Consider the following 25,508-nt stretch of genomic DNA (forward strand, 5'->3'; position numbering starts at 1 on the left):
CTTCAGGCCCCGACGCCGTGCACGGCCAGCAGCGAGTTCATGCGGCGCACCGCCAGCTCGGGCTGCTCCAGCAGGTTGGCCGCATCGGCCAGGCGGAACAGCTCGGCCAGGTGCGGCAGGCTGCGCGCGCTCTGCTGGCCGCCCACCATGGTGAAGTGCTTCTGGTGGCCATTGAGCCAAGCCATGAACACCACGCCGGTCTTGTAGAACCGCGTCGGCGCCGCGAAGATGTGGCGCGACAGTGGCACGGTCGGCCCGAGGATGGCGTGGAACCGCTCCAGGTTGCCCTCCGCCAGTTCGCCCAGCGCGGCGCTCGCGGCGGGCGCAATGGCGTCGAAGATGCCCAGCAGCGCATCGCTCTTGCCGTGCGTCGGTTGGGTACCGAAGCCGTCGCCGGCGATCAGCTCGGCATAGTTGAAATCGTCACCCGTGTACATGCGAACGCCCGCAGGCAGGCGTCGGCGCATGGCGATCTCCTTGTCCTTGTCCAGCAGCGAGATCTTGATGCCGTCAACCTTGCCGGCATGCGCGGAGATGACGCCCAGCGCCGTGGCCATGGCGGCGTCGACGTCCTTGCCGCCCCAGTAGCCGGCCAGCGCGGGATCGAACATCTCGCCCAGCCAGTGCAGGATCACCGGCTGCTTCGCCTGCGACAGGATGCGGCCGTAGACCCGCTCGTAGTCGCCGGGATGGGTCGCCACGCGGGCGAGGGCGCGGCTGGCCATGATGATCAGCTTGCCGCCCAGCTTCTCGATGGCGGCCATCTGCTCCTCGTAGCCGCGGATCACGTCGTCGACCGTCTTCACCTCGTCGGGCGAGAGGTGGTCGGTGCCGCAGCCGGAGGCGACCAGCGCGCCGGGATAGTCGCGCGCCGCATCGAGCGAACGGCGGATCAGCTCCAGCGAAGTGGGCCAGTCCAGCCCCATGCCGCGCTGTGCGGTGTCCATCGCTTCGGCCACGCCCAAGCCGAGCGACCACAGGCGCTGCCGGTAGGCAATGGTGGCGTCCCAGTCGAGCGCCGCGGTCAGCCACGGATCGACCGCCGCCAGCGGATCGGCCACCACATGCGCGGCCGAATAGGCGATGCGGTTGAACTTCACGCCCTTGGGGGGTTGCACGGGCGCGGTGCCGCGCAGGCGGTAGTCCTCCAGCGCGCCCGAGCGCGCCGGCAGCTTCAGGGTGGTGGCCATGTCGCTCCCCTTCAGAACTTCAGCGGCGGCACGTCGACGAAGCGGCGTTCCTTCCAGCTTTGCAGCGCGGCTTCGACCAGCTGCACGCCCTTGGCGCCTTCCGGCAGCGTCCACTTGTACGGCGCGTCCTCGACGACGTGGCGGATGAAGTGCTCCCACTGGATCTTGAAGCCGTTGTCGTAGAACTCGGTGTCGGGCACTTCCTGCCACTGCTCGAAGAAGTTCATCGGCGACTTGACCTCGGGGTTCCAGATCGGACGCGGCGTGGCGACGCGGCTCTGGGCGCGGCACTCGGTCAGCGTCGCGACGGCGGAGCCGTGCGTGCCGTCGACATGGAACGTCACCAGGTCGTCGCGGCGCACACGCGTGGCCCACGACATGTTGATCTGCGCGACGATCGGCTCGCCGTCGTGGCCCACCAGTTCGGCGATCGCGTAGGCCGCGTCATCGGCCGTGGCCTTGTACTTGCGGCCCTCTTCGTCCCAGCGCTCGGGGATGTGGGTGGCGCCCAGGCAGGAGATCGACTTCACTTCGCCGAACAGGTTGTCCAGCACGTAGCGCCAGTGGCACATCATGTCCAGGATCATCCCGCCGCCGTCCTCGGTGCGGTAGTTCCAGCTCGGGCGCTGGATCGGCTGCAGGTCGCCCTCGAACACCCAGTAGCCGAACTCCAGTCGCAGCGACAGCATGCGGCCGAAGAAGCCGGAGCGGCGCAGCATGTCCAGCTTGCGCAGGCCGGGCAGGAACAGCTTGTCCTGCACCGCGCCGTGCTTCAGGCCTGACTTCTGCGCGGTCTGGGCGATGTCCATCGCCTCGGCCAGCGTGGTGGCGATCGGCTTCTCGCAGTACACGTGCTTGCCGGCGCGCAGCGCCTTGGCCAGCAGGGTGGGGCGCATCTGAGTGGTGCCGGCGTCGAAGAAGACGGTGTCCTGCGGGTTGGCGAGCGCCTTGTCGAGGTCCGTGCCCCAGCGCTCGATCTTGTGCGTGCGGGCGAGGGCCTCGATTTTCTCGGCGTTGCGGCCGATCAGGATCGGGTCCGGCATCACCTTGTCGCCGTTGGACAGCGTGACGCCGCCCTGGTTTCGGATGGCGACGATGGAGCGGATCAGGTGCTGGTTCATGCCCATGCGTCCGGTGACGCCGTGCATGATGATTCCGAGGCGCTGGGTGGCCATGGTTTCGGTCCTTCGTTGGGGGGAAAGGGCCGGCCCGCGTGGAGGGGCCGGCGGGGGCGGATTACTTCTGAACTTCGAGGCCGGCGGCCTTGACGAGCGCAGCGTTGCTGCGGATCTCCTCGCGGATGTAGGCGTCGAACTGCTCCGGAGGCAAGGTCCAGGCATCGGCGCCGAGCGTGTTGAAACGCTCCTTCACCTCCGGCGTGTTGAGCGCCTTGACCACCTCTTCATGCAGGCGGTTGACGATCTCGCGCGGAGTCTTGGCCGGCACCATCATGCCGATCCAGAAATTGAACTCGGAACCCGGCACGCCGGCCTCGGCCGTGGTGGGCACGTTGGGCAGCGCGGCGGCGCGCTTGGGCGAGCCCACCGCCAGGGGGACCAGTTGGCCGTTGCGGATCTGGCCGATCACGGGAGCGATCGGCGAGAAGTAGTAGTCGACGCGGCCGGCCATCACTTCCGTCACCGCTTCTGCGGAGCCCTTGAACGGGATGTTCTGCGCATCGATCTTGGCGGCCAGCTTGAACTTCTCGGCGTTCAGGTGCGTGGCGCTGCCCTGGCCGGCGGAAGCGAAGTTCATGCTGCCCGGCTTGGCGCGTGCGGCGGAGAGCAGGTCACCGAGGGTCTTGAAGTTCTTGGACGGCGAGACCACCAGCACGTTGGGCGTCGAGGAGATCGGCGTCACGCCGACGAAATCCTTCTCCGTGTCGAACGGCAGCTTGGCGAAGGTGTGCGGGCTGACCGTGTGCGACGACGAGTGGATCATGATCGTGTAGCCGTCCGGGGCCGACTGCGCCACCGCGGCCTGCCCGATGGTGCCGCTGGCGCCGCCGCGGTTTTCCACCACGAGCTGCTGGCCCATGCTCTGGCCCATCTTGTCCGTGATGGCGCGGGCAATGATGTCGGTGGTGCTGCCGGAGGCGAAGGGCACGATCACGCGGATCGGCTTGTTCGGGTAGCCGCCTTGCGCCGAGGCGCCGAAAGGCGCGAGGGCGGCCAGGCCGGCCAGAGTGAGGGCGAGGGTTCTTCTCTTCAGCATCGCAAAGTCTCCTGGGTGAAGTGTGCCTGCTAATTCACTGGCCGGTGAATTATAGGGTTCGGGCCGGCGCGTGCAAGCGCGACCGGTGCGCCCGGCTTTCAGCCCCTCAGCACGTAGCCGAGGACGACGTCGCACATGTGCGTGAGACGCTCCTGGCGCGCCTTGGCCGTGAGCAGGTCGCGGCCGAAGATGGCCGACAGCGTGTGGTTGTTCGAGAGGTAGAAGTACGACATGCCGGCGATGGAGATGTACAGCTGCAGCGGATCCACGCCGCCGCGGAAGGACCCCTCCCGGCGGCCGCGCTCGAGGATCTGCGCGAGCATCTCGATCAGCGGCGAATTCAGCTCGCGCGCGCGGCGCGACTGCTCCAGGTGCCGGGCCTTGTGGAGGTTGGCGCTGTTCAGCAATGTGAGGAACTCGGGGTGGTCCAGGTAGTAGGACCACGTGAACTCCACAAGGCGACGGAGCGCATCGGCGGGGCGCAGCTCCAGCAGGTTCAGATGGCGTTCGGCCTCGCGGATGTCGCGGTAGGACTGCTCCAGCACGGCCTGGAACAGCGTCTCCTTGTCCTGGAAGTAGTAGTAGATCAGCCGCTTGTTCAGGCCCGCCCGCTCGGCGATTCGGTCCATGCGCGCGCCGCCCAGCCCGAGCTCGGCGAACTCGTCGCGGGCCGCCGCTAAGATGGTGCTCTGCGATCGGTCGGCGTCGCGCACGCGCTCCTCCGCTGCGGGTGCGGCGTGCAGCCTGGTGCCTCGGGTCATCGTCCGATAATTCACATTCTGGTTAATAAAGTCAAGCCATGCCCACGGAACGCGCTCCCAGCATCGCCGGCCACCTGATCGTCGAATGCCTCGTCGCACAAGGCGTCACCCACGCTTTCGGCGTGCCCGGCGAGAGCTACCTGGCGGTGCTCGACGGCTTCCACGCCTTCCGGGACCGCATCCAGTTCGTCATCAACCGGCAGGAAGGCGGCGCGGCCTTCATGGCCGAGGCGGCGGGCAAGCTCACCGGGCGGCCGGGCGTGTGCTTCGTGACGCGCGGGCCGGGCGCCACCAACGCGTCCATCGGCGTGCACACCGCGTTCCAGGACTCGACGCCGATGGTGCTGTTCGTGGGCGACGTGGCCTCGGACCAGCGCGACCGCGAGGCCTTCCAGGAGGTCGAATACACCAGCTTCTTCGGCCCCAGCACCAAGGGAATGGCCAAGCGGGTCGAGCGCATCGACTCGCCCGACCGCATCCCCGAATACATCGCGCGCGCCTTCGCTACCGCGATGAACGGACGTCCGGGCCCGGTCGTGCTGGTCCTGCCCGAGGACATGCTGGTCCAGACCACCACGGCCGCGCCGCTGCCGCGGGTGGAGCCGGCCGAAGCCTGGGCCGACCCGGGTTCGCTGCGCAAGCTGCGCGAGATCCTGCTGGCAGCGCAGAAGCCTTTGGTGATTGCCGGCGGGGGCGGCTGGACCCCGCAGGCGGCGCAGGCGCTGCAACGCTTTGCCGAGAACTGGAAGCTGCCGGTGGGCAATGCCTTCCGCTTCCAGGACACGTTCGACAACCACCACCCGCTGTACGCCGGCGACGTGGGCATCGGCGTCAGCCCGAAGCTGGCCGCGCGCATCCGTGAGAGCGACCTGGTCCTGGCGATCGGCCCCCGGCTGGGCGAGATGACGACCAGCGGCTACACGCTGCTGCAGCCGCCCCGGTCGAAGCAGAAGCTGGTGCACATCCACGCCAGCGCGGAGGAGCTGAACCGCGTCTACCAGGCCGACCTGGCGATCAACGCCACCATGAACGCGGCCGCGCGTTCACTCGAAGTGCTGACCGCGCCGACCGAGCTGCCGTGGCAGGCCTGGACCGAGGCCGTGCACGCCGACTACGAGGCCAACCTGGTTCCGCAGAAGCTGCCGGGCGACATCGACATGCCCGCCATCGTGGCGCTGCTGCAGAAGCATCTGCCGGCGGACACGGTGCTGACCAACGGCGCCGGCAACTTCGCCAGCTGGGTGCACCGCTTCTTCCGCCACCACGGCCTGGCCAAGGGGTTCAAGACGCAGGCGGCGCCGACGTCGGGCGCGATGGGCTACGGCGTGCCGGCGGGCATCGCGGCCAACCTGCTCACGGGCCGCACCGCCTTCACCATCGCCGGCGACGGCGACTTCCTGATGAACGGGCAGGAGCTGGCCACGGCGGCGCAGTTCGGCGGCAAGAGCATCGTGGTCCTCCTGAACAACGGCATGTACGGAACGATCCGCATGCACCAGGAGCGCGAGTACCCCGGCAACGTGCACGGCACCCATCTGGCCAATCCGGACTTCGCCGCTCTCGCACGTGCCTACGGCTACGCGGGCGTGCGCATCACGAAGACGGCGCAATTCGAGCCGGAGCTGCTGGCGGCACTGGAGCGCAAGCAGGGCACGCTGATCGAGGTGATGCTGGATCCGGAGGTGCTCACCACGCGCGGCACGCTCAGCGCGCTCCGCGAGGCGGCGCTCAAGAAGAAGTAAAGCAGGGCGAGCGCCAATGAAAAAGGGCCGCGACTGCGGCCCTTTTGATTGCGGCGCGAGGCCGGCTTACTTCACGTGCTTGCCGATCAGGCCAGCCATCTCGAACATCGAGACCTGGTTCTTGCCGAAGATTTCCTTCAGCTTGGGGTCTGCGTTGACCATGCGCTTGTTGTTGGTGTCCTGCAGCTTGTTCTTCTTGATGTAGGCCCACAGCTTGCTGACCACTTCGGTGCGGGGCATCGGCTGGTTGCCCACGACCGCGGCCAGCTGGGGGCTGGGGGTCAGCGGCTTCATGAACGCCGCGTTCGGGGTGCGCTTCTTGGCGGGCGCCTTCTTGGCGGCGGCCTTCTTCGCCGGAGCAGCCTTCTTCGCGGCGGCCTTCTTGGCCGGAGCGGCCTTCTTCGCCGGCGCCTTCTTGGCGGCGGCCTTCTTGGCCGGAGCCTTCTTCGCCGCGGCCTTCTTGGCGGGAGCTTTCTTCGCTGCCGCTTTCTTCGCAGTTGCCATTTGATTTCCTTCTAGAAGTTGAGTGATCACCAATGGGAAAAAGCTAGCTACCACTGGCAAGGCGGATGCTAAAGGAGAAAAAACGCGTTTCCAAGGGGAGAGAAGCGTTTTTCGCTGGGCGCTGTCGTTTTTTCCGCCGCCCGGAGGGGGCGTTTCCCCTCTGGAGAGGGCCCGGGTCAGCGCGAGGACTGCTCGCTCTTGCCTCTGAAGATCAGCACCACCCCCGTGAGGATGACGGCGCAGGCGGCCCATTCGGCGCCGCTCACCGCCTCGCCGGCGAGCGTCACGCCCAGCAGCAGCGCGATCACCGGGTTGACGAAGGCGTAGCTCGTGGCGAGCGCGGGGGACGCGTGGGCCAGCAGGTACAGGTAGGCGCTGAACGCCACCAGCGATCCGGCCACGACCAGGTACAGCCAGGCGGCCGCCGCCAGCGGCTGCGGCGGCCACCGCGGGCGTTCGCCCAGCGCCAGGGAGACCAGCATCAAGGCCACGCCCCCGCACAGCATCTCGCTGGCGAATCCCGCCGCGCCGGGCGCCAGCGGCCAGCGTGTGGTGGAGAGCACGGACCCCAGCGACCACGCCAGCGTGGCTGCCGTGATGCAGGCGATGGCCGCCGGCGAGGCCCCGAAGCTGGCTCCGCGGACCAGCAGCAGCACGCCGGCCAGTCCCACCACCATGCCGGCGAGCTCGAGCCGACCGGGCTTCTGGCCGAACAGCAGGCCCCAGAGGCAGACCAGCATCGGCACCACGGCGATGAAGGCCGCGACCAGGCCGGAGCCGACGTGCTGCTCCGCGCTGGCCGTCAGGCCCATCCCGGCGCCCAGCATGAGCGTGCCGATGAGCGCCGCATTGCGCCACTGGAGCGCGCTGGGCCAGCGGCCGCCCCGCACCATGACCCAGGCCAGCAACAGCACGCCGGCGCAGAGGAACCGCGTGCCCATCTGGAAGAACGGCGGAAAGCTCTCCAGCGCCCAGCGGATCGCCAGGTAGGTGGAGCCCCACACCAGGTAGCAGGCGAGCAGGGCCGGCACGACCAGGTTGCGGGCGGGAGGGGGCGGGGCGAGGGTGGTGGACGGGATGCTCATGGCAAAACGATCGTAGGTGGGCGAGGGTACGCAAGCCATGCACAATTCGCGGAGACGAGGCTTCCTGGCCTTGTTTTTCAAGGTTGATCGGGCGATGCCCACCGAAATTTCCGAAATCGACGCCTACGACGGCCGCATCCTGGCCGAATTGCAGCAGGACGCCCGAATCAGCATGGCGGAACTCGGCCGCCGGGTGCATCTGAGCCAGCCGGCGGTGACGGAGCGCGTGCGCAAGCTGGAGCTGCAGGGCGTGATCAAGGGCTATCGCGCCGTGGTGGACTACCAGCGCCTGGGCTACGGCATCCGCGCGATCGTGCGCGTGGGGCGGGTGGAGTACGCCCGAGTGGTGAAGCTGATCGAGCACACGCCGGAGGTGATCAATGCCTTCAACGTCACCGGCGAGGACAGCTGGATCCTGGAGATCGCGGTCATCGACGTCGAGCACCTCGATGCCGTGGTCACGCGCTTCTGCCTCCTCACCGAAACTTCCACATCGATCGTGCTGAACATGCCGCGCGAGAACGCGGGCGTGCTGCCGGCGCGCCGGGAGAACATCAAGCCGGCGATCCGGAAAGTGACCGGAAGGTGAGCCGGCGCCCTGGTCAGCGGCCGTCCGCTGACCCGGACGGCAGGGTCGCGAGCAGCACGCCGGCCAGCGCAAGTGCGAACGCCGCCGCCTGCAAGCCGCCGAACGGCTCGCCCAGCACCAGCACGCCCACGAGCGCAGCCGACACCGGGAGCATCACCGTGAACACGCCACCCAGCGCCGCGGGCAGGTGCCGCAGTCCGGTCATCCACAGCCACACGCTCCACACGCTCGCGGCCAGCGAGTAGAACAGGAGCAGCAGCCAGGTCGGCGCGGTCAGCGCCGAGAAGTCGAACGAAGTGGCCTGCCACAGGCCGAACGGCGTGACCAGCAGCAGGCCCCAGAGGTTGACGATCGCGCTGATGCGCCGCGGCCCCAGCGCGCCGGTGAGCTTCTTGCCGATCACCGCGTAGGCCGCCTCGCAGAGCACGGCGCCGAACACCAGCACGTTGCCCAGCCAGGCCGTGTCGCCCGTCTCGCCGGGCGGCTTCCCGAACGCGAGAAGCGCGATGCCACCAACGGCGCACGCGACCGCAGCCCACACGCGCGGCGCCACCCGTTCCCGCAGGAAAGCCCAGCTCATCACCGCGACCACGGCGGGGATCGAGGCCATGATCACGCCCGCCGACACGGCGCTCGTCATGCTGACGCCGAACAGCATGCAGATCGAGAACAGGAAGTTGCCCAGGAAGGACTCGAGAAACAGCAGGCGCCTGGTGCCGGCCTGGAGCGGCCGCTCGTTCGAGGGCCTGGGCAGCCAGTGCAGCATGGCCAGGGCGCCGATGCCGAAACGCAGCCACGCCAGCAGGAACACCGGGATCGCGGCCACCAGCGGCTTGGACAGCGCGACGTAGCTGCCCACCAGCGACATGCTGAGGGCGAGACAGGCGCAGGCAAGCCAGCGGGGCAGGGCAGGCGTCACGGGTCGGGCAAAAAGCGCGCATCTTGCCCGAGCCGCCTCCCCCGTCCCCTCGCGAGTCCTTTTCACCGGCCTGCAAGAGCATTCCGCATAACGAAATGCGGTCATGCTGCACCGCCGCAAATTTTCCCAATATGAGAAGGCCGTTGTCGTATTGCGGAATGAAATGCGCAAGCTATTGATCCGGAACAGGAATATCTCAGGTCTTTTATAAGACACAGGAGTCCCACAAAGTCTTCTACAAGACTTAAAGTTGCTCGAAACGGCCACCCGCCGCCCGCTTTCAACTACCAAGGAGTGAACGCATGAGCAACTGGACGCACCTGAGCCGCGAGCAGCAGATCGCGCAACTGGAAAAGGACTGGGCCGAGAACCCGCGCTGGAAAGGCATCAAGCGCGGCTACAGCGCCGCCGACGTGGTGCGGCTGCGCGGGTCGCTGCAGATCGAGCACACACTGGCCAAGCGCGGTTCCGAGAAGCTGTGGAACCTGATCAACACCGAACCCTTCGTGAACTCGCTCGGCGCGCTCACCGGCAACCAGGCGATGCAGCAGGTCAAGGCCGGCCTCAAGGCCATCTATCTCTCGGGCTGGCAGGTGGCCGGCGACGCCAACAGCAACGGCGAGATGTACCCGGACCAATCGCTGTACTCGGTCGATTCCGTGCCGAAGGTCGTCCGCCGCATCAACAGCACCTTCCAGCGCGCCGACCAGATCCAGTGGAGCGAGGGCAAGGGCCCCGGAGACGAGGGCTACATCGACTACTTCGCGCCCATCGTGGCCGATGCGGAAGCGGGCTTCGGTGGCGTGCTCAACGCCTTCGAGCTGATGAAGGCCATGATCGAAGCGGGGGCAGCCGGCGTGCACTTCGAGGACCAGCTGGCGGCCGCCAAGAAATGCGGCCACATGGGCGGCAAGGTGCTGGTGCCCACGCGTGAAGCGGTGTCCAAGCTGGTGGCGGCGCGCCTTGCCGCCGACGTGATGGGCACGCCCACCGTGCTGCTGGCCCGCACGGACGCCGAAGCCGCCGACCTGGTGACCAGCGACGTGGACGAGAACGACAAGCCGTTCTTCACCGGCGAGCGGACCGTGGAAGGCTTCTACCGCACCCGCAACGGAGTGGAGCAGGCGATCAGCCGCGGCCTCGCCTACGCCGAGTACGCCGACCTGATCTGGTGCGAAACCGGCACGCCCGACCTCGCCTTCGCCAAGCAGTTCGCCGATGCCATCCACGCGAAGTTCCCGGGCAAGCTGCTGGCCTACAACTGCTCGCCCTCGTTCAACTGGAAGAAGAACCTGGACGACGCCACCATCGCCAAGTTCCAGAAGGAGTTGGGCGCGATGGGCTACAAGTTCCAGTTCATCACGCTGGCCGGCTTCCACAGCCTGAACTACTCGATGTTCAACCTGGCCTACGGCTACGCGCGCAACCAGATGAGCGCTTTCGTCGAACTGCAGCAGGCCGAATTCGCCGCCGCCGAGAAGGGCTTCACGGCCGTCAAGCACCAGCGCGAGGTGGGCACCGGCTACTTCGACGCGGTGACCACGACGATCGAGAAGGAAGCTTCCACGGCCGCGCTGAAGGGATCCACGGAGGACGCGCAGTTCTTCGACGAGAAGAAGGCCGCCTGAGGTCCTGAGCGATGAGGTTGGGCCGGCGCGCAGGGGCGTGCCGGCCCATTTTTTCTGGTGCCGGCGGTAGCATGCCGGGTGCGCGGGCGATGCCCGCGCGCGCCGCTTCGCTAGCCAGTGACTGCGACTTCTCCCGAATCCCTCGTGCCTCGTCCGCACCGCCTCTGGGTGGCGCCGCTGCTCGTCCTGCTGCTGGCCCTGATGGTCACGGCCGTCCTGCTGTTCTACGTGACCAGGTCGATCGAGCAGCGGGACCGTGCCGCCTTCGAAGCCGATGCCGTTCGCACCACGGACGCGATCCGCGAGCGCCTGGACACCACGATCACGCTGCTGCACGGCACGGCCGGCCTGTTCGCGGCGCAGGGCGAGGTCAGCCGCGAGCAGTTCCGTGACTACGTGGCGCAGTTGCGCTTGCGCGAGCGGTATCCCGGCATCCAGGGTATCGGCTTCTCGGCGCGCGTCGGCCCGGGCGCGCCCGGCGAAGTGGTCGCCCGCGCCCGTGATGATGACGACGAGCAGGTGCGCGTCTGGCCGATGGGCGCGCGCGAGGAATACCACGCGATCGTCTTCCTCGAGCCGATGGACGAGCGCAACCAGGCGGCCATCGGCTACGACATGTTCACCGAGCCGACCCGGCGCGAGGCGATGAGCCGTGCGCGCGACAACGGGGCCGCCGCGGCTTCGGGCAAGGTGATCCTGGTCCAGGAGATCGACGAGAGCAAGCAGGCCGGTTTCCTGATCTACCTGCCGGTCTACCGTGACGGCAGCGTGCCGGACACGCTGGAGGGGCGCAGGCGCGAACTGCAGGGCTTCGTCTATGCGCCCCTGCGGGTGGGCGACCTGCTCACCGGGGTTCGCGGCACGGGTCTGCAGCAGATCGACTTCGAGTTGTACGACGGCAGTGAGGCGCGGCCGCACGCGCTGATGCAGTCCACGCGCGAGAAGGCGCGCAGCGCGGCGGCGCACTCGAGCGCCCGGCAGTTGGACGTCGCCGGGCGCCGCTGGTTGCTGGTGATGAGCAGCCGGCCCGACTTCGAGTCGCTTTCGCACCGGCGGCTGGTCCCTTGGCTGGTCGCGGTGTCGCTCGCCGCCAGCGTGCTGCTGGCGTGGATCACGCTGGTGCAGGCACGCGCGCGGCGCGCGGCGGAGCGGGCCTCCGCCCAGCGTCGGGCCAACGAGCTGGCGCTGCACGCCAGCGAGGAGCAGGCGCGGCAAAGGGCCGAGCAACTGGAGGAGCTGTATGCGCGGCAGCGCGAAAGCGACCAGCGCAAGGACGAGTTCCTGGCCGTGCTGGCGCACGAACTGCGCAACCCGCTGGCGCCGATCCGCAATTCCCTGGAGATCCTTCAGCGAGGGCCCGACCCCGGCCTCGCCCAGCGGGCCCGCGACATCGCGCAACGCCAGCTGCTGCACATGGTGCGGCTGGTCGACGACCTGCTGGATGTCTCGCGCATCTCGCGCGGCAAGATCGCGCTGAAGCGGGAGCGGGTCCGCGTGGCCGAGGTGGTCGATGCCGCGGTGGAGACGAGCCGGACGCTGGTCGAACAGCGCCGGCACGAGCTCCTGGTGTCGCCCGTGGACGGCGAACTCCATCTCGATTGCGACCCGACACGGGTGGCCCAGATCCTCACCAACCTGCTGAACAACGCCGCCCACTACACGCCGGAGGGCGGCCGCATCGAAGTCGGCGCGTGGGCGGACGGTCCTGCCGTGCGCATGCGCGTGAAGGACACCGGCGTCGGGCTCACGCCCGAGCAATTGCGCCAGGTGTTCGAGCTGTTCGTGCAGGTGGACCGCAATGCGAAGGGCGGCGGGTTGGGCATCGGCCTGAGCCTGGCCGCCCGGCTCGCGGAACTGCACGGCGGGCGCATCGAAGCGGCCAGCGAGGGCCTCGGCCGCGGGGCGGAGTTCGTGCTGGTCCTGCCGCGGGAGCGCGCGGCCGCTGCGGGTCCGCGGACGGGCGGTTAGAATCGAGCGTTCCCCCAGGCACAACAAGGGCGAGAAAGGCAGCTTCGGTTATGACACCGCGAACTACTCCGGAAGGATCCACGGCCCTGTAGCGGCCGGGTAGTCGCGCGTCACGAGGCAAGCTTCGGTTTCCAGCAAGAGCGCGGCTACAGGCCGCGCTTTTCGTTTTCCCGTCTCGCTGGAGCTTCCCAACATGATCTCGATCACGCTTCCCGACGGCTCGCGCCGGGAGTATCCGGGCCCCGTCACGGTGGCCGACATCGCCGCGTCCATCGGCCCGGGCCTCGCCAAGGCGGCGCTCGCCGGCAAGGTCGATGGCAAGGTCGTGGACACCACGTACACGGTGGACCGCGACGCGCCCGTCTCCATCATCACGGCCAAGGACCCCGACGGATTGGAGGTCATCCGGCACTCGACGGCGCACCTGCTGGCCTATGCGGTGAAGGAGCTGTTCCCGGAAGCGCAAGTCACGATCGGGCCGGTGGTGGAGAACGGCTTCTACTACGACTTCTCGTACAAGCGGCCCTTCACGCCGGAGGACCTCCAGGCGATCGAAAAGCGCATGGCCGAACTCGCGGCCAAGGACGAACCGGTGGTGCGGCGTGTGCTGCCGCGCGATGCCGCGGTGGAGTACTTCAAGGGCTTGGGCGAGCACTACAAGGCCGAGATCATCGCCAGCATCCCGCAGAACGAGGAAGTCTCGCTCTATCGCGAAGGCGGTTTCGAGGACCTGTGCCGCGGCCCGCACGTGCCCAGCACGGGCAAGCTGCGGCATTTCAAGCTGATGAAGGTGGCCGGTGCCTACTGGCGCGGCGACCACCGCAACGAGATGCTCCAGCGCATCTACGGCACGGCCTGGGCCAGCAAGGAGGAACTGCAGCAGTACCTGCACATGCTGGAGGAAGCCGAGAAGCGCGACCACCGCAAGCTCGGCCGTGAGCTGGACCTGTTCCACATCGACGACGTCGCGCCGGGCGTGGTGTTCTGGCATCCGAAAGGCTGGGCTGTGTGGCAGGCGGTCGAGCAGTACATGCGGCAGGTCTACAAGGACACGGGCTACCAGGAGGTGAAGGGGCCGCAGATCCTGGACAAGAGCCTGTGGGAGAAGACGGGCCATTGGCAGAACTACCGCGAGAACATGTTCGTCACGGAATCGGAAAAGCGCGACTACGCGCTCAAGCCGATGAACTGCCCCGGCCACGTGCTGATCTTCAAGTCGCAGCTGCGCAGTTACCGCGACCTGCCGCTTCGCTACGGCGAGTTCGGACAGTGCCACCGCAACGAGCCCTCGGGCGCGCTGCACGGGATCATGCGGGTGCGCGGCTTCACGCAGGACGACGGGCACGCCTTCGTCACGGAGGACCAGATCCTGGACGAGTGCGTGGCGTACACGGAAAAGCTGCAGCAGGTCTACCGAGACTTCGGCTTCACCGACATCCTCTACAAGGTCGCGACGCGGCCGGAGAACCGGGTCGGCTCCGACGAGCTCTGGGACAAGGCCGAGCACGCCGTGATGGAGGCGCTGCGGCGCTCGGGGGTGGACTTCGTGGTCTCGCCGGGCGACGGCGCGTTCTACGGACCCAAGATCGAGTACACGCTCAAGGACGCGCTGGGCCGCCACTGGCAGTGCGGCACGATGCAAGTGGACTTCAACACGGCCGAGCGCCTGGGCGCCGAGTACGTGACGGAGACGAGCGGCCGGGCCCACCCCGTGATGCTTCACCGGGCCATCGTCGGCAGCCTGGAGCGGTTCATCGGCATGCTGGTGGAGCACCACGCAGGCGCGCTGCCCGCGTGGCTCGCGCCGGTGCAGGTCGCGGTGCTCAACATCACGGACGGGCAGGCGGACTGGGCGCGCGAGGTTGCGAAAACTCTGCAGAATCAAGGGTTTAGGGCAGAGCTCGACCTTCGCAACGAGAAGATTACGTATAAAATACGGGAGCATTCGTTGCAGAAGCTGCCTTACATCCTGGTCGTCGGCGACAAGGAAAAGGCGGCAGGTGCCGTCGCAGTGCGCGCCCGGGGCAACCAGGACCTCGGTGCAATGCCCCTCCAGGCGTTTTCCGAACGTCTGGCCCGGGACGTTGCCAGCAAGAGCTGACCGAACTTGAGGCAGAGCTTGCGGGCGTGAACTGAGGCGGCTTTGCTACTTGGGGTAGCCCACCATTGATGAAGGATCGAGACCATCGCTACTGACTTTCGCGACCGCCGCCAGCGCGAGGAACGCAAGCACCGCCTGAACCGGGAGATCATGGCCCCGGAAGTCCGGCTCTCCGGACCCGACAACGAGCCCCTGGGCATCGTCAGCCTCCAGGAGGCGCTGCGAATGGCAGGCGAACTGGACGTGGACCTGGTCGAGATCGCCGCGACCGCCAACCCGCCCGTGTGCCGGCTGATGGACTACGGCAAGTTCAAGTACCTCGAGCAGAAGAAGGCCGCGGAAGCGAAATCCAAGCAGAAGGTCATCGAGGTCAAGGAGATCAAGTTCCGCCCGGGCACCGACGACGGTGACTACAACATCAAGATGCGCAACATCCGGCGCTTCCTGGAAGAGGGCGACAAGTGCAAGATCACGCTGCGCTTTCGCGGCCGCGAGATCACGCACCAGGAGATCGGGATGGCGCTGCTGCAGCGCATCCGCGACGAGCTGGGCGACACCATCCTGGTGGAGCAGTTCCCCAAGCTCGAGGGCCGGCAGATGATCATGATGATCGCGCCGGGCCGCAGGAAGCCGGGCGGCGGACAGCCCAAGCCGGCTGCCGAAGCCGCCGGAACGGCGACGGCGTAGGAGCATTCACGGATCGCATCGGTTGGCGCCGGCGCGGTCCGGCGAAGGGAAGGCTTTGTGCCTTCCCGCGCGGCGAAAGCCGCGCACAAGTGGCGAACTTGGAAACTCGCCGACAAGTGGCTCGGGGCCATCAAGACGCGAAGGATTCGCGGCGCCTCACGAGCACGAACGAAGAAGGAGCATTCACATGCCCAAGATGAAGACCAAGAGCGGAGCCAAGAAGCGCTTCCGCGTGCGACCCGGCGGCACCGTCAAGCGCGGCCAAGCCTTCAAGCGTCACATCCTGACCAAGAAGTCCACCAAGAACAAGCGCCACCTGCGTGGCCCCGTGACCGTGCACGAGACCAACATGGGCCACATGGCCCAGATGTTGCCGTTCGCAGGCCTGTAACCCACGACGAAGAAGGAGAACACACATGCCTCGCGTCAAACGTGGTGTCACGGCTCGCGCCCGTCACAAGAAGGTCCTCGCCCTCGCCAAGGGTTTCCGCGGCCGCCGCGGCAACGTCTTCCGCATCGCCAAGCAGGCGGTGATGAAGGCAGGCCAGTACGCCTACCGTGACCGCCGCCAGCGCAAGCGCGTCTTCCGCCAGCTGTGGATCGCGCGGATCAACGCCGCGGCCCGCGCCAACGGCCTGACGTACAGCCAGTTCGCCAACGGCATCCGCAAGGCCGGCATCGACATCGACCGCAAGGTCCTGGCCGACATCGCCGTGCACGACCCGGCGGCGTTCGCCGGCATCGTGAACCAGGTGAAGGCCAAGCTGGCTGCTTGAGTTCGCAGCCGGGCGCACCGCAAGGCGCGCCCGGCGCAACGGTAACTTCAAGGACAGGGGCTAGGGCGCTGCACTAGCCCCTGTTTGTCGTCTGATGACCCAAGAACTGCAATCGATCGTCGAGAGCGCCCGCCGCGCCTTCGCCCAGGCGGCCACACCGGCCGAACTGGAGAACGCCAAGGCGCAATTCACCGGCAAGGCCGGCCGCATCACCGAGCTGATGAAAGGCCTGGCCGCGCTGCCGGTGGAGGAAAAGAAGAGCCGGGGCGCCGCCATCAACGTGGCCAAGCAGGCGATCGAAGCCGCGCTTGCCGAGCGCCGCCAGGAGCTCGCCGACGCCGAGCTCGAGTCCCAGCTCAAGGCCGAGGCGCTCGACGTCTCGCTGCCGGGCCGTCTGCGCGAGCCCGGCGGCCTGCACCCCGTGAGCCTGACGCTCGAGCGCATCGAGCAGATCTTCGCGAGCATGGGCTTCGACGTCGCCGACGGGCCGGAGGTCGAGAGCGACTGGCACAGCTTCACTTCGCTGAACAACCCGCCCAACCACCCCGCGCGTTCGATGCAGGACACGTTCTACGTCGACATCGACGGCGAGGACGGCATCCCCTACAACCTGCGTCCGCACACCAGCCCGATGCAGGTGCGCTACGCCCAGCAGCATGTGCGCAAGTACGCGGGCCGCGACATGCCGGAGATCCGCGTGATCGCGCCCGGCCGCACCTACCGCGTGGACAGCGACGCGACGCACTCGCCGATGTTCCACCAGTGCGAAGGCCTGTGGCTGGGCGAGAACGTCAGCTTCAAGGACCTGAAGGTCGTCTTCACCGACTTCTGCCGCACGTTCTTCGAAAGCGACGACCTGGCGCTGCGCTTCCGTCCGAGCTTCTTCCCGTTCACCGAGCCCAGCGCCGAGATCGACATCCAGTTCCAGAGCGGCCCCCTGGCCGGGCGCTGGCTGGAGGTGGCCGGTTCCGGCCAGGTGCATCCCACCGTCGTGCGCAACATGGGCCTGGACCCCGAGAAGTACATCGGCTTCGCCTTCGGCATGGGGCCGGACCGCCTGACCATGCTGCGCTACGGCGTCAACGACCTGCGCCTGTTCTTCGAAGGCGACATCCGTTTCCTGCGCCAGTTCCGCTGAGCCCGCAAGCCAAGAGCCAACATGCAATTTCCCGAGTCCTGGCTGCGCGAGTTCTGCAACCCGCCGCTGTCCACCAAAGAGATCGCCGACGTGCTCACCATGGGCGGGCTGGAGGTCGAGGACCTGCGCCCGGTCGCGCCGCCGTTCACCCGAGTGGTGGTGGGCGAGATCAAGGAAGCCGCCCAGCATCCGAACGCCGATCGCCTGCGCGTGTGCCAGGTGGACGTGGGGCAGGGCGCGCTGCTCAACATCGTCTGCGGCGCGCCGAACGCCCGCCCCGGCATCCGTGTGCCATGCGCGCTGGTCGGCGCCGAACTGCCGCCGGGCGAGGACGGCAAGCCGTTCCAGATCAAGCTGGGCAAGCTGCGCGGCGTCGAGAGCCAGGGCATGCTGTGCTCGGCGCGTGAGCTCAAGCTGTCCGAAGACCACGGCGGGCTGCTCGAACTCGCTGCTGACGCGCCTGTCGGAAAAGACGTTCGCGACATCCTGGCGCTCGACGACTGTGTCTTCACGCTCAAGCTGACGCCCAACCTGGCGCACGCGCTCAGCGTCTACGGCGTGGCGCGGGAGCTCTCGGCCCTGACCGGTGCGCCCCTCAAGCAGCCGAAGTTCGAGCCGGTGCGGCCGGTGCACGATGGCAAGCTCAAGGTGAAGGTGCAGGCGCCCGACTTGTGCGGGCGCTTCTCCGGCCGCGTGGTCCGCAACGTCGACACGCAGGCGAAGACACCGCAGTGGATGGTGGACCGCCTGGCCCGCTGCGGCCAGCGCAGCGTGACGGCGCTCGTGGACATCTCCAACTACGTGATGTTCGAGTTCGGCCGGCCTTCCCACATCTTCGACCACGACAAGATCCATGGCGGTCTCGAGGTGCGCTGGGGGCGCGCGGGCGAGCAGCTCAAGCTCCTGAACGGCAACACGATCACCGTCGACGAGAAGGTCGGCGTGATCGCGGACGACAGGGAAGTGGAGTCGCTGGCCGGCATCATGGGCGGCGATGCGACCGCGGTTTCCGACGAGACCCGCAACATCTACGTCGAGGCCGCGTTCTGGTGGCCGCAGGCGATCCAGGGTCGCTCGCGCCGCTTCAACTTCTCCACCGACGCGGGGCACCGCTTCGAGCGCGGTGTCGATCCGAGCCAGACGGTCGAACACATCGAGCACATCACGCGCCTGGTCCTGGAAATCTGCGGCGGCGAGGCCGGGCCGATGGACGACCAGGTGCTGTCGCTCCCCGAAGCCAGGCCCGTGTCGCTGCGCGTCGCGCGCGCCACGAAGGTGATCGGCATGCCGGTGTCGCAGGAGCAGTGCCTCGATGCGTTCCGGCGCCTGGGGCTGCCCGCTCGCGCGACGCAGGACGGCATCGTCACGGTCACGCCGCCGCCGTACCGCTTCGACCTCGCGATCGAGGAAGACCTGATCGAGGAAGTCGCGCGTATCGTGGGCTTCGAGCGTCTGCCCACGACGTCTCCGCTCGCGCCCATTACCGCCAAGCTGCCGCGCGAATCGCGCCGCTCCCCCTTCGCGCTCCGGCGCCTGCTGGCCGCTCTGGGCTACCAGGAGACGATCAACTTCAGTTTCGTCGAGGAAAGCTGGGAAAAGGAGCTGGCCGGCAACGCCGACCCGATCCGCCTCCTCAACCCGATCGCGAGCCAGATGAGCGTGATGCGCTCCTCGCTGATCGGTTCATTGCTGCAGGTGCTTCGCTTCAACCTGGATCGCAAGGCGGAACGGGTTCGCGTCTTTGAAGTGGGCCGCGTTTTCCTGCGTGACGTGTCGGTGCAAACAGGGGAAAGCACCGTTCGCGGCGTGCGCCAGCCGATGCGCGTGGCGGGCCTGGCTTACGGCGAGGGGGATGGCCTGCAGTGGGCGCGCAAGGCGCCCGGTGTCGACTTTTACGACATCAAGGGCGACGTCGAGGCTTTGCTTTCACCGCGCCGCGGCGTGTTCCGCCCGGCCACGCATCCGGCCATGCATCCAGGCCGCTGCGCGTCGATCGAGATCGACGGCGGCGAAGCGGGGTTCGTCGGCGAACTGCATCCGCGCTGGCGACAGTCGTGGGACCTTCCGCACGCGCCGGTGCTGTTCGAACTGGATCTCGACGCCGTGCTCGCGCGCGACCTCCCCTCGTTCCAGCCGGTGCCGCGCTTCCAGCCGGCCGAGCGCGACATCGCGGTCATCGTGGCCGACAGCGTCACGCATGCGGCGCTGATGGAATCGATCCATTCGGCCGACACCGGCGGGCTGCTGCGGGACGCGTTGCTGTTCGACGTCTACAAGCCCAAGCAGGCGACGGCCGGCATGGCGGCGGGCGAGAAAAGCCTGGCCGTGCGCTTGACGCTCGCCAGCCCCGAGGCCACACTGACCGACGACCAGATCGACGCGGCAGTGCGGGCCGTGGTCGACCGCATCGGCGAACGCCTCGGCGGCCGTCTCAGGAGCTAGGAGTTTCGGCATGCTGACAACAACAAGGGAAGAGCCCACGATGGACTTCACCGTCGAAAGCCTCGAGACGCCGGCGCTCACCAAGGCGCAGCTCGCGGAACTGCTGTTCGAGCAGATCGGGCTGAACAAGCGCGAGTCCAAGGACATGATCGACGCGTTCTTCGACCTGATCGCGGGCAGCCTCGTCGACGGCCAGGACGTGAAGATTTCCGGCTTCGGCAATTTCCAGATCCGCACCAAGGCCCCCCGTCCGGGCCGCAATCCGCGCACCGGGGAAGCCATCCCGATCAAGGCGCGCCGGGTCGTGACGTTCCACGCCAGCCACAAGCTGAAGGAACAGATCCAGGGCCACGGCGCCGACAGCTCTGGCGATTGAACAACACCGGGTGGCCCCCGTGCGCGGCCGCTTTGCGCCTGCGGCTGTCTTCGAGTAACCTAGAAGCTTTCTCTCGTACCACATTGATTTCAGTGGAGAAAGCTCTTCCCGCCATCCCGGCCAAGCGGTACTTCACCATCGGTGAAGTCAGCGACTTGTGCGGCGTCAAGCCGCACGTGCTGCGGTATTGGGAGCAGGAGTTCACCCAGCTGCGGCCGATGAAGCGGCGCGGCAACCGCCGTTACTACCAGCACCATGAGGTGCTGATGATCCGGCGCATCCGCGACCTGCTGTACGACCAGGGCTTCACCATCAGCGGCGCGCGCAACAAGCTGCAGGAGCTGGTCCAGCTCGAAAGGGACAAGCGCCGCGCCGGGGAGGTGATGCTCGAGGGCGTCGAAGTCATCGAGGTGGAAGACTCCACGCTCGAGGACTTCGAGGACAGCGCCTTGCCGCCCGAAGCCGACGAGGTTTCGGAGAAGCTGCTGCTGGTCCGCCGCGAACTGTTCGAGATCCGCGACCTGTTGTCGGCGAACCACTGACGCGGGGCCGCATATAATGGCGGGCTCGGCGTGTAGCGCAGCCTGGTAGCGCACTTGCATGGGGTGCAAGGGGTCGCGAGTTCGAATCCCGCCACGCCGACCATCTTCCGTCATCAGCAATAGGGCCGGCGCGACACACGTTGCGCCGGCTTCTTTGTTTCCGGCAGAGCTGCGGCATACAATGGCCGCGACATGGCCACCGTTGTATTTGCTGACCTGGTCGGAAGCACCGGCATCTTCGAGAGGCTGGGCGACGAGACGGCCGGGCGGTTCGTCACCCAGCTCACGACGGCGCTTTCCCGCACGTTCGAGCAGCACCGCGGCCGCGTCGTGAAGCTGCTGGGCGACGGCCTCTTCGTGGTCTTTCCGGCCGAGGCGGACGCCATCTCCGCCTGCGTCAGCATCCAGAAGCGCCTGCAGGACACCCCCGTGTATCCCGGCGGCACCGGCAAGCCGGTGCAGATGCAGATGGGCGTCGAATCCGGCGAAGTGGTGGAGATCGAAGGCGACTGCTACGGCGATGCCGTGAACAGCGCCGCGCGCCTGGCCGACCTGGCCGGTGCCGAGCAGATCCTCACCACCAGCCGCGTGCGGGAGGCGCTCGGCGCCGAATTGCGCGGCAAGCTGCGCAGCCTGGGCCCGATGTTCCTGCGCGGCAAGAACGAGCAGACCGAGGTCTATCGCGTCCAGTGGCAGCCCGAGCGCGATGTCGACGCCACGATGATGGGCGCTTCGATGTTCAAGGCCACGCCCAACGCCCACCTGGAGCTCACCGGCGCCGGCAAGACACTCCGGGTGGACCCGCAGGGGACCTCGCTCACGCTGGGCCGCGCCGCCACCGCCACTCTCTCCATCAACGATGCCCGCGTGTCGCGCGTCCACGCCACGGTCGACTGGAAAGGCGGTCACTTCATCCTGAGCGACCAGTCCAGTTTCGGCACCTGGGTCTACATGGGCGGCGGCAACACACCCCTGGTCCTGCGGCGGACCGAGTGCTACCTGGTCGGCAGCGGCCTGATCACTCTGGGCTGCGAGCGTGAAGCCGAAGCCGCGCCCCGGGTGGAGTTCGCCGTTTCGGCCTGACCTGCCCACCCACGGGGTCCCAAGTGCAAATCAAGAAGCTGGGCCGTTATGACCTCGTCCGAGTGCTCGGGAAGGGCGCGATGGGCGTGGTCTACGAAGGCCGCGACCCCAACCTGGACCGCCACGTCGCCATCAAGACCATCATGGTCGACGGCCTGGGCACCGCGGCCGCCGCCGAATACGAGGAGCGCTTCCGCATCGAAGCGCGATCGGCCGCGCGCCTGCAGCATCCGAACATCGTCACCGTCTACGACTCCGACCGCGACGGCAACACCGCCTTCCTCGTCATGGAGTTCGTCGCCGGCGACGACCTCAAGCAGCTGCTGGACCGGGGCGGCCGCTACGCCGTCAACGACGCGCTGCGCCTGATCCACGACCTGCTGGCCGCGCTCGATTTCGCCCACCGGCAGGGCGTGGTCCACCGCGACATCAAGCCGGCCAACCTGCTGGTCGAAAGCGGCGGCCGGCTCAAGCTCACCGACTTCGGCGTCGCGCGAATCGCGGGCGAATCCACGCGCACCCAGGGCAGCATGATCGGCACCCTGAAGTACATGGCGCCCGAGCAGGTGCAAGGCCAGAAGGTGGACGCGCGCGCCGACCTGTTCTCCGCCGCGGTGGTCACGTACCAGCTGCTCACCGGGTCACGCCCCTTCGACGGCGACAACGATTTCTCGATCATCCACCAGGTGCTCGGGCACACGCCGGCCGCGCCCACTTCGATCGCGCCGGAGCTGCCTGCGGCGGTCGATGCCGTCATGGCGCGCGCCCTCGCCAAGAACCGTGACGAGCGCTTCCCCACGGCGGCCGAGTTCTGGCAGGCCTTGCGGGAGGCGTTCCCGGAGCTGGACCTTCCCGTCATGGCGCCGCCGCAGCAGGGCACGCGCGTGCCCACGATGCCGCCGATGGCGCCGCCGCTGGTCTCCGCTCGCGCCCCGACGCTGCCCGGCGGCCAGATCACGCAGGAGCTGGAGCTGGAGTACTGGCGCGCCGTGCGCGACTCCACCGATGCGCGCGAACTCGAAGGATTCCTGCTGCGATTCCCCGAAGGCATCTATGCCGACCTCGCTCGCCGGCGCCTGCAACGGCTGGCTGCGCCCGGCGATCCGGACCTGACCGTGCTGCACGGCATGACACGCGCGGGTCCGGCGCCGGCGGCTGCCGGCAACGAGGCCACGGCGACAGCGACGGCAACCGTCCCACTGCAGTACGGATCCGACGCGTCCGAGGCCGATCGCGCCTGGCAGGCCCTGGCCCAGGCGCACGCCACGCTTCCCACGAACCCGGACGCGGGCTACGAGGCCCGGGCTCGACTGGCGAGGGTTGCGGCGCTCCCGAAACCTGCGCCGATGCCGAGAACGAGGCCTTCGCTGCGCTGGGCCGGCGCCGCCACGGCCGTTGTCAGCGTGGCGCTCCTGGCCGTGCTGCTGTGGACCCGCAGCCCCGGCGCGGACGCTGGCGCCGCAACTGCGGCAAGCCCCGAGACACCGCCGTCGGCCGCTCCCACTGCAATCGCTGCGCCCGCACCAGCCGCGACCGCACCAGCCGCGCCCGCCGCAGGCAGCACGATCGTGGGCACCGCACGGGCACCGGCAACCCCCGCGCTCGCACCGGCTTCCGCCGTTCGAACCGTGTCGGCTGCAGCGGTCCGTCCGGCGTCCTCGCCTGTTCCCGCCGTGGCAGCCACTCCCGCCACCACCGCAACTGCGCGGCGTGCCGGCACAGCCCCGACATCGGCGCCCGCGCCGACCTCGGCCGCCGCACCCGCACCCGCAACCCCCGCGGAGGAGCAGCACGCCCGCGCCGACGAGCCCAGGGTCGCGCAGAGCGGCGGCCCCCGGGCCCAGCACCTGGTGCCGCCTTCGGAAACCTGCAAGGACAAGATCTTCGTGCTGAAGGAGTTCTGCCTGCAGAACGAGTGCGCCAAGCCCGGCTACCAGAACTTCCCGGCCTGCGTGCGGCTGAAGGAAGAAGCGCGGCTGCGGGACGAGAGCCGCGTGCGCAACTAGCGCCGCCCGGCGCTCAGCTGACCTCGAGGTTGTGCACGGCGTGGCGCCCGCGCCGCCGGTCTTCGAAGTAGCACAGCAGCGTCTCGCGCACGGTCTTGAAGGCGATCTCCTCCCAGGGGATCTCGTCTTCGCCGAACAGCCGCGCTTCGATGGTCTCGTGCCCCGGCGCGAACTGGTCGCTCAGCAGGCGCGCGCGGTAGAACAGGTGCACCTGGCCGACCCGGGGCACGCTGATCACGCTGACCAGGTCCTCCATTTCCACCTGCGCGCCGGACTCCTCATCGGTTTCCCGCGCCGCGCCTTGCTTCGTGGTCTCGCCCAGCTCCATGAAGCCCGCAGGCAGCGTCCATTTGCCCCAGCGCGGCTCGATGTTGCGCTTGCACAGCAGCACCTTGTCGCCCCAGTAGGGCACGGTGCCGACCACGTTGAGCGGGTTCTCGTAATGGATGGTTCCGCACGCCGGACACACGGCCCGCTCGCGCGTGTCGCCGTCGTCGGGCACGCGGTAGACCACCGCCTGCCCGCAGTTTCGGCAATGCTTGATCGGGGTGCGGAAAGGCGGCACGGTGGACACGGAAAGGGCTCCCGAGGGAGCCCTTTGGACGGGAACGCGAAGGAAGTTTAAGCCTTCTTGCCGCCGGCGGCCGCGGGGGTGGACTTGCCGTGCTTCTCGATCAGCGACTTGGCGGTGTCGAGCAGCTTCTTGCCGTCGAAGCCTCGCTTGTTCATGTCCTCCACCCACTCGACTTCGACGAGGCGAGCCTTGCGCTTGAACTCCTGCGCGTCGGCGGCGGAAATCGTGTGGATCGTGTTCTTGCGATCCACCGCGGTCTTGCGGCCGACGGCGTCGTTGCCCTGCTGCACCTTGCCCAGCCAGGCGGAGGTCTCCAGGCCGGAGTTGGCGTCGATCACCTTCTTCAGGTCGGGCGCGAGCGAGTTGTACTTGGCCTTGTTCATCGCCATGACGAACGTAGTGGTGTACAGCGCGCCGCCTGCCGGATCGAACTCGCTGTGGAACTTCGTGAGCTCGTCCACCTTGACCGAGGGCACGACCTCCCACGGGATGACGCAGCCGTCGATGGTGCCCTTGGACAGCGCGTCCGGGATCTGCGGCAGCGGCATGCCGACCGGCGTGGCGCCCAGGAAGCCGAGCATCTTCGTGATCTGACGAGTGGGGCCGCGCACCTTCAAGCCGCGCAGGTCGTCGGCTGTCTTGATGAGCTTGTTCTTCGTGTGGAACATGCCCGGCCCGTGCACCTGCAGCGCGAGCACCTGCGTGTCCTTGAACTCGTCCTGCGCGACCGTCTGCACGTACTCCCAGTACGCCTTCGAAGTCGCCTCGGCGTTGTTCATCATGAACGGCAGCTCGAACACCTCGATGCGCGGGAAGCGGCCGGCGGTGTTGCCGGGCAGCGTCCACACGACGTCGACGACGCCGTCCTTGGCCTGGTCGTACAGCTGCACGGGCGTGCCGCCCAGCTGCATCGCGGGGTAGCCCTCGAACTTGATGCGGCCGCCGGAGTCCTTCTCCACCTTTTCCATCCACGCCTTGTGCATGGTCAGCCAGACGTTGGACTGGGGCGCCATGAAGGTGTGGAACTTCAGTGTCACCGCCTGCTGCGCCAGCCCGCTGAGGCCGGGCGCGCCGAGCGCCACCGCCGCGGTGGACTTCAGGAGCGTGCGTCGCTGGATCATTTCGAATCTCCTACGGAATGCATGAACTTAACTGCAGCCCTGTGGCGCGCGCCACGGGGCTT

General features: G+C 67.8%; 23 protein-coding genes and 1 tRNA gene. 15 read left to right on the forward strand and 9 right to left on the reverse strand.

Going from position 1 to position 25,508, the window contains the following annotated elements; all coding sequences use genetic code 11:
- Nucleotides 1-2: 2 nt before the first annotated feature.
- From EZ313_RS18930 to EZ313_RS18945, 4 genes are all read right to left on the reverse strand, one after another.
- Complete coding sequence (locus EZ313_RS18930; protein ID WP_135264875.1) at nt 3-1,190, reverse strand: dihydrodipicolinate synthase family protein; 1,188 nt, start codon at nt 1,188-1,190, stop codon at nt 3-5.
- Nucleotides 1,191-1,201: 11 nt separating this feature from the next.
- Nucleotides 1,202-2,365 (reverse strand): Gfo/Idh/MocA family protein, encoded by a 1,164-nt coding sequence (locus EZ313_RS18935; RefSeq protein ID WP_135264876.1) that lies wholly within the window; start codon nt 2,363-2,365, stop codon nt 1,202-1,204.
- Between the two features lie 61 nt (nt 2,366-2,426).
- On the reverse strand, nt 2,427-3,404 hold the full coding sequence (locus tag EZ313_RS18940; RefSeq protein WP_135264877.1) for a tripartite tricarboxylate transporter substrate binding protein: 978 nt from the start codon (nt 3,402-3,404) through the stop codon (nt 2,427-2,429).
- A gap of 98 nt (nt 3,405-3,502) precedes the next feature.
- Complete coding sequence (locus EZ313_RS18945) at nt 3,503-4,165, reverse strand: TetR/AcrR family transcriptional regulator (RefSeq protein ID WP_135264878.1); 663 nt, start codon at nt 4,163-4,165, stop codon at nt 3,503-3,505.
- Nucleotides 4,166-4,203: 38 nt separating this feature from the next.
- Here EZ313_RS18945 and EZ313_RS18950 point away from each other — a divergent pair, with 38 nt between their 5' ends.
- Nucleotides 4,204-5,907, forward strand: a complete 1,704-nt coding sequence (locus EZ313_RS18950; RefSeq protein WP_135264879.1) for a thiamine pyrophosphate-binding protein — start codon at nt 4,204-4,206, stop codon at nt 5,905-5,907.
- A gap of 66 nt (nt 5,908-5,973) precedes the next feature.
- Here EZ313_RS18950 and EZ313_RS18955 read toward each other — a convergent pair whose 3' ends face one another.
- Both EZ313_RS18955 and yedA read right to left on the reverse strand, forming a co-directional pair.
- Entirely contained in the window at nt 5,974-6,411 is a 438-nt protein-coding gene (locus tag EZ313_RS18955) for an SWIB/MDM2 domain-containing protein (protein ID WP_135264880.1), read from the reverse strand.
- 176 nt (nt 6,412-6,587) lie between these two features.
- Complete coding sequence (gene yedA / locus EZ313_RS18960; protein ID WP_135264881.1) at nt 6,588-7,496, reverse strand: drug/metabolite exporter YedA; 909 nt, start codon at nt 7,494-7,496, stop codon at nt 6,588-6,590.
- Nucleotides 7,497-7,590: 94 nt separating this feature from the next.
- Here yedA and EZ313_RS18965 point away from each other — a divergent pair, with 94 nt between their 5' ends.
- Nucleotides 7,591-8,085: an Lrp/AsnC family transcriptional regulator gene (locus EZ313_RS18965; RefSeq protein WP_135264882.1), complete on the forward strand. Its 495-nt coding sequence runs from the start codon at nt 7,591-7,593 to the stop codon at nt 8,083-8,085.
- Between the two features lie 13 nt (nt 8,086-8,098).
- Here the strand turns inward: EZ313_RS18965 and EZ313_RS18970 are convergent, their stop codons facing one another.
- Nucleotides 8,099-9,004, reverse strand: a complete 906-nt coding sequence (locus tag EZ313_RS18970) for a DMT family transporter (protein WP_276606971.1) — start codon at nt 9,002-9,004, stop codon at nt 8,099-8,101.
- 320 nt (nt 9,005-9,324) lie between these two features.
- Here EZ313_RS18970 and aceA point away from each other — a divergent pair, with 320 nt between their 5' ends.
- From aceA to EZ313_RS19035, 13 genes are all read left to right on the forward strand, one after another.
- Nucleotides 9,325-10,632: an isocitrate lyase gene (aceA, locus tag EZ313_RS18975; RefSeq protein ID WP_135265324.1), complete on the forward strand. Its 1,308-nt coding sequence runs from the start codon at nt 9,325-9,327 to the stop codon at nt 10,630-10,632.
- Nucleotides 10,633-10,776: 144 nt separating this feature from the next.
- A complete protein-coding gene (locus EZ313_RS18980; protein WP_135264883.1) occupies nt 10,777-12,600 on the forward strand; it encodes a CHASE domain-containing protein in 1,824 nt (607 codons plus the stop codon).
- A gap of 193 nt (nt 12,601-12,793) precedes the next feature.
- Nucleotides 12,794-14,701 (forward strand): threonine--tRNA ligase, encoded by a 1,908-nt coding sequence (gene thrS / locus EZ313_RS18985; RefSeq protein WP_135264884.1) that lies wholly within the window; start codon nt 12,794-12,796, stop codon nt 14,699-14,701.
- Nucleotides 14,702-14,776: 75 nt separating this feature from the next.
- A complete protein-coding gene (infC, locus tag EZ313_RS18990) occupies nt 14,777-15,388 on the forward strand; it encodes a translation initiation factor IF-3 (protein WP_135264885.1) in 612 nt (203 codons plus the stop codon).
- A gap of 187 nt (nt 15,389-15,575) precedes the next feature.
- On the forward strand, nt 15,576-15,779 hold the full coding sequence (gene rpmI, locus EZ313_RS18995) for a 50S ribosomal protein L35 (protein WP_135264886.1): 204 nt from the start codon (nt 15,576-15,578) through the stop codon (nt 15,777-15,779).
- A gap of 25 nt (nt 15,780-15,804) precedes the next feature.
- Nucleotides 15,805-16,164: a 50S ribosomal protein L20 gene (gene rplT / locus EZ313_RS19000; RefSeq protein WP_135264887.1), complete on the forward strand. Its 360-nt coding sequence runs from the start codon at nt 15,805-15,807 to the stop codon at nt 16,162-16,164.
- Nucleotides 16,165-16,258: 94 nt separating this feature from the next.
- Nucleotides 16,259-17,302, forward strand: coding sequence for a phenylalanine--tRNA ligase subunit alpha (gene pheS / locus EZ313_RS19005; RefSeq protein ID WP_135264888.1), 1,044 nt, complete (start codon nt 16,259-16,261; stop codon nt 17,300-17,302).
- Between the two features lie 21 nt (nt 17,303-17,323).
- Nucleotides 17,324-19,744, forward strand: coding sequence for a phenylalanine--tRNA ligase subunit beta (gene pheT, locus EZ313_RS19010; protein WP_135264889.1), 2,421 nt, complete (start codon nt 17,324-17,326; stop codon nt 19,742-19,744).
- Nucleotides 19,745-19,784: 40 nt separating this feature from the next.
- The gene (locus tag EZ313_RS19015) at nt 19,785-20,120 is read left to right on the forward strand and encodes an integration host factor subunit alpha (protein WP_135264890.1); all 336 of its coding nucleotides are present in this window, start codon (nt 19,785-19,787) and stop codon (nt 20,118-20,120) included.
- A 92-nt stretch (nt 20,121-20,212) separates the two neighbouring features.
- Complete coding sequence (locus EZ313_RS19020) at nt 20,213-20,662, forward strand: MerR family transcriptional regulator (protein ID WP_135264891.1); 450 nt, start codon at nt 20,213-20,215, stop codon at nt 20,660-20,662.
- Between the two features lie 26 nt (nt 20,663-20,688).
- Nucleotides 20,689-20,765, forward strand: a tRNA-Pro gene (locus tag EZ313_RS19025).
- An 89-nt stretch (nt 20,766-20,854) separates the two neighbouring features.
- The gene (locus EZ313_RS19030) at nt 20,855-21,745 is read left to right on the forward strand and encodes an adenylate/guanylate cyclase domain-containing protein (RefSeq protein ID WP_135264892.1); all 891 of its coding nucleotides are present in this window, start codon (nt 20,855-20,857) and stop codon (nt 21,743-21,745) included.
- 23 nt (nt 21,746-21,768) lie between these two features.
- Nucleotides 21,769-23,751 carry a serine/threonine-protein kinase gene (locus EZ313_RS19035; RefSeq protein WP_135264893.1) on the forward strand — a complete coding sequence of 661 codons (1,983 nt, stop codon included), beginning with the start codon at nt 21,769-21,771 and terminating at the stop codon, nt 23,749-23,751.
- A 13-nt stretch (nt 23,752-23,764) separates the two neighbouring features.
- On the opposite strand, the gene EZ313_RS19040 is transcribed toward EZ313_RS19035, so the two are convergent.
- Nucleotides 23,765-24,325, reverse strand: a complete 561-nt coding sequence (locus EZ313_RS19040; protein WP_240788710.1) for an NUDIX hydrolase — start codon at nt 24,323-24,325, stop codon at nt 23,765-23,767.
- A gap of 47 nt (nt 24,326-24,372) precedes the next feature.
- A complete protein-coding gene (locus EZ313_RS19045; protein ID WP_135264894.1) occupies nt 24,373-25,446 on the reverse strand; it encodes a TRAP transporter substrate-binding protein in 1,074 nt (357 codons plus the stop codon).
- Nucleotides 25,447-25,508 lie beyond the last annotated feature (62 nt).

Source organism: Ramlibacter henchirensis, from assembly GCF_004682015.1.
In the GTDB taxonomy this organism is placed as follows: domain Bacteria; phylum Pseudomonadota; class Gammaproteobacteria; order Burkholderiales; family Burkholderiaceae_C; genus Ramlibacter; species Ramlibacter henchirensis.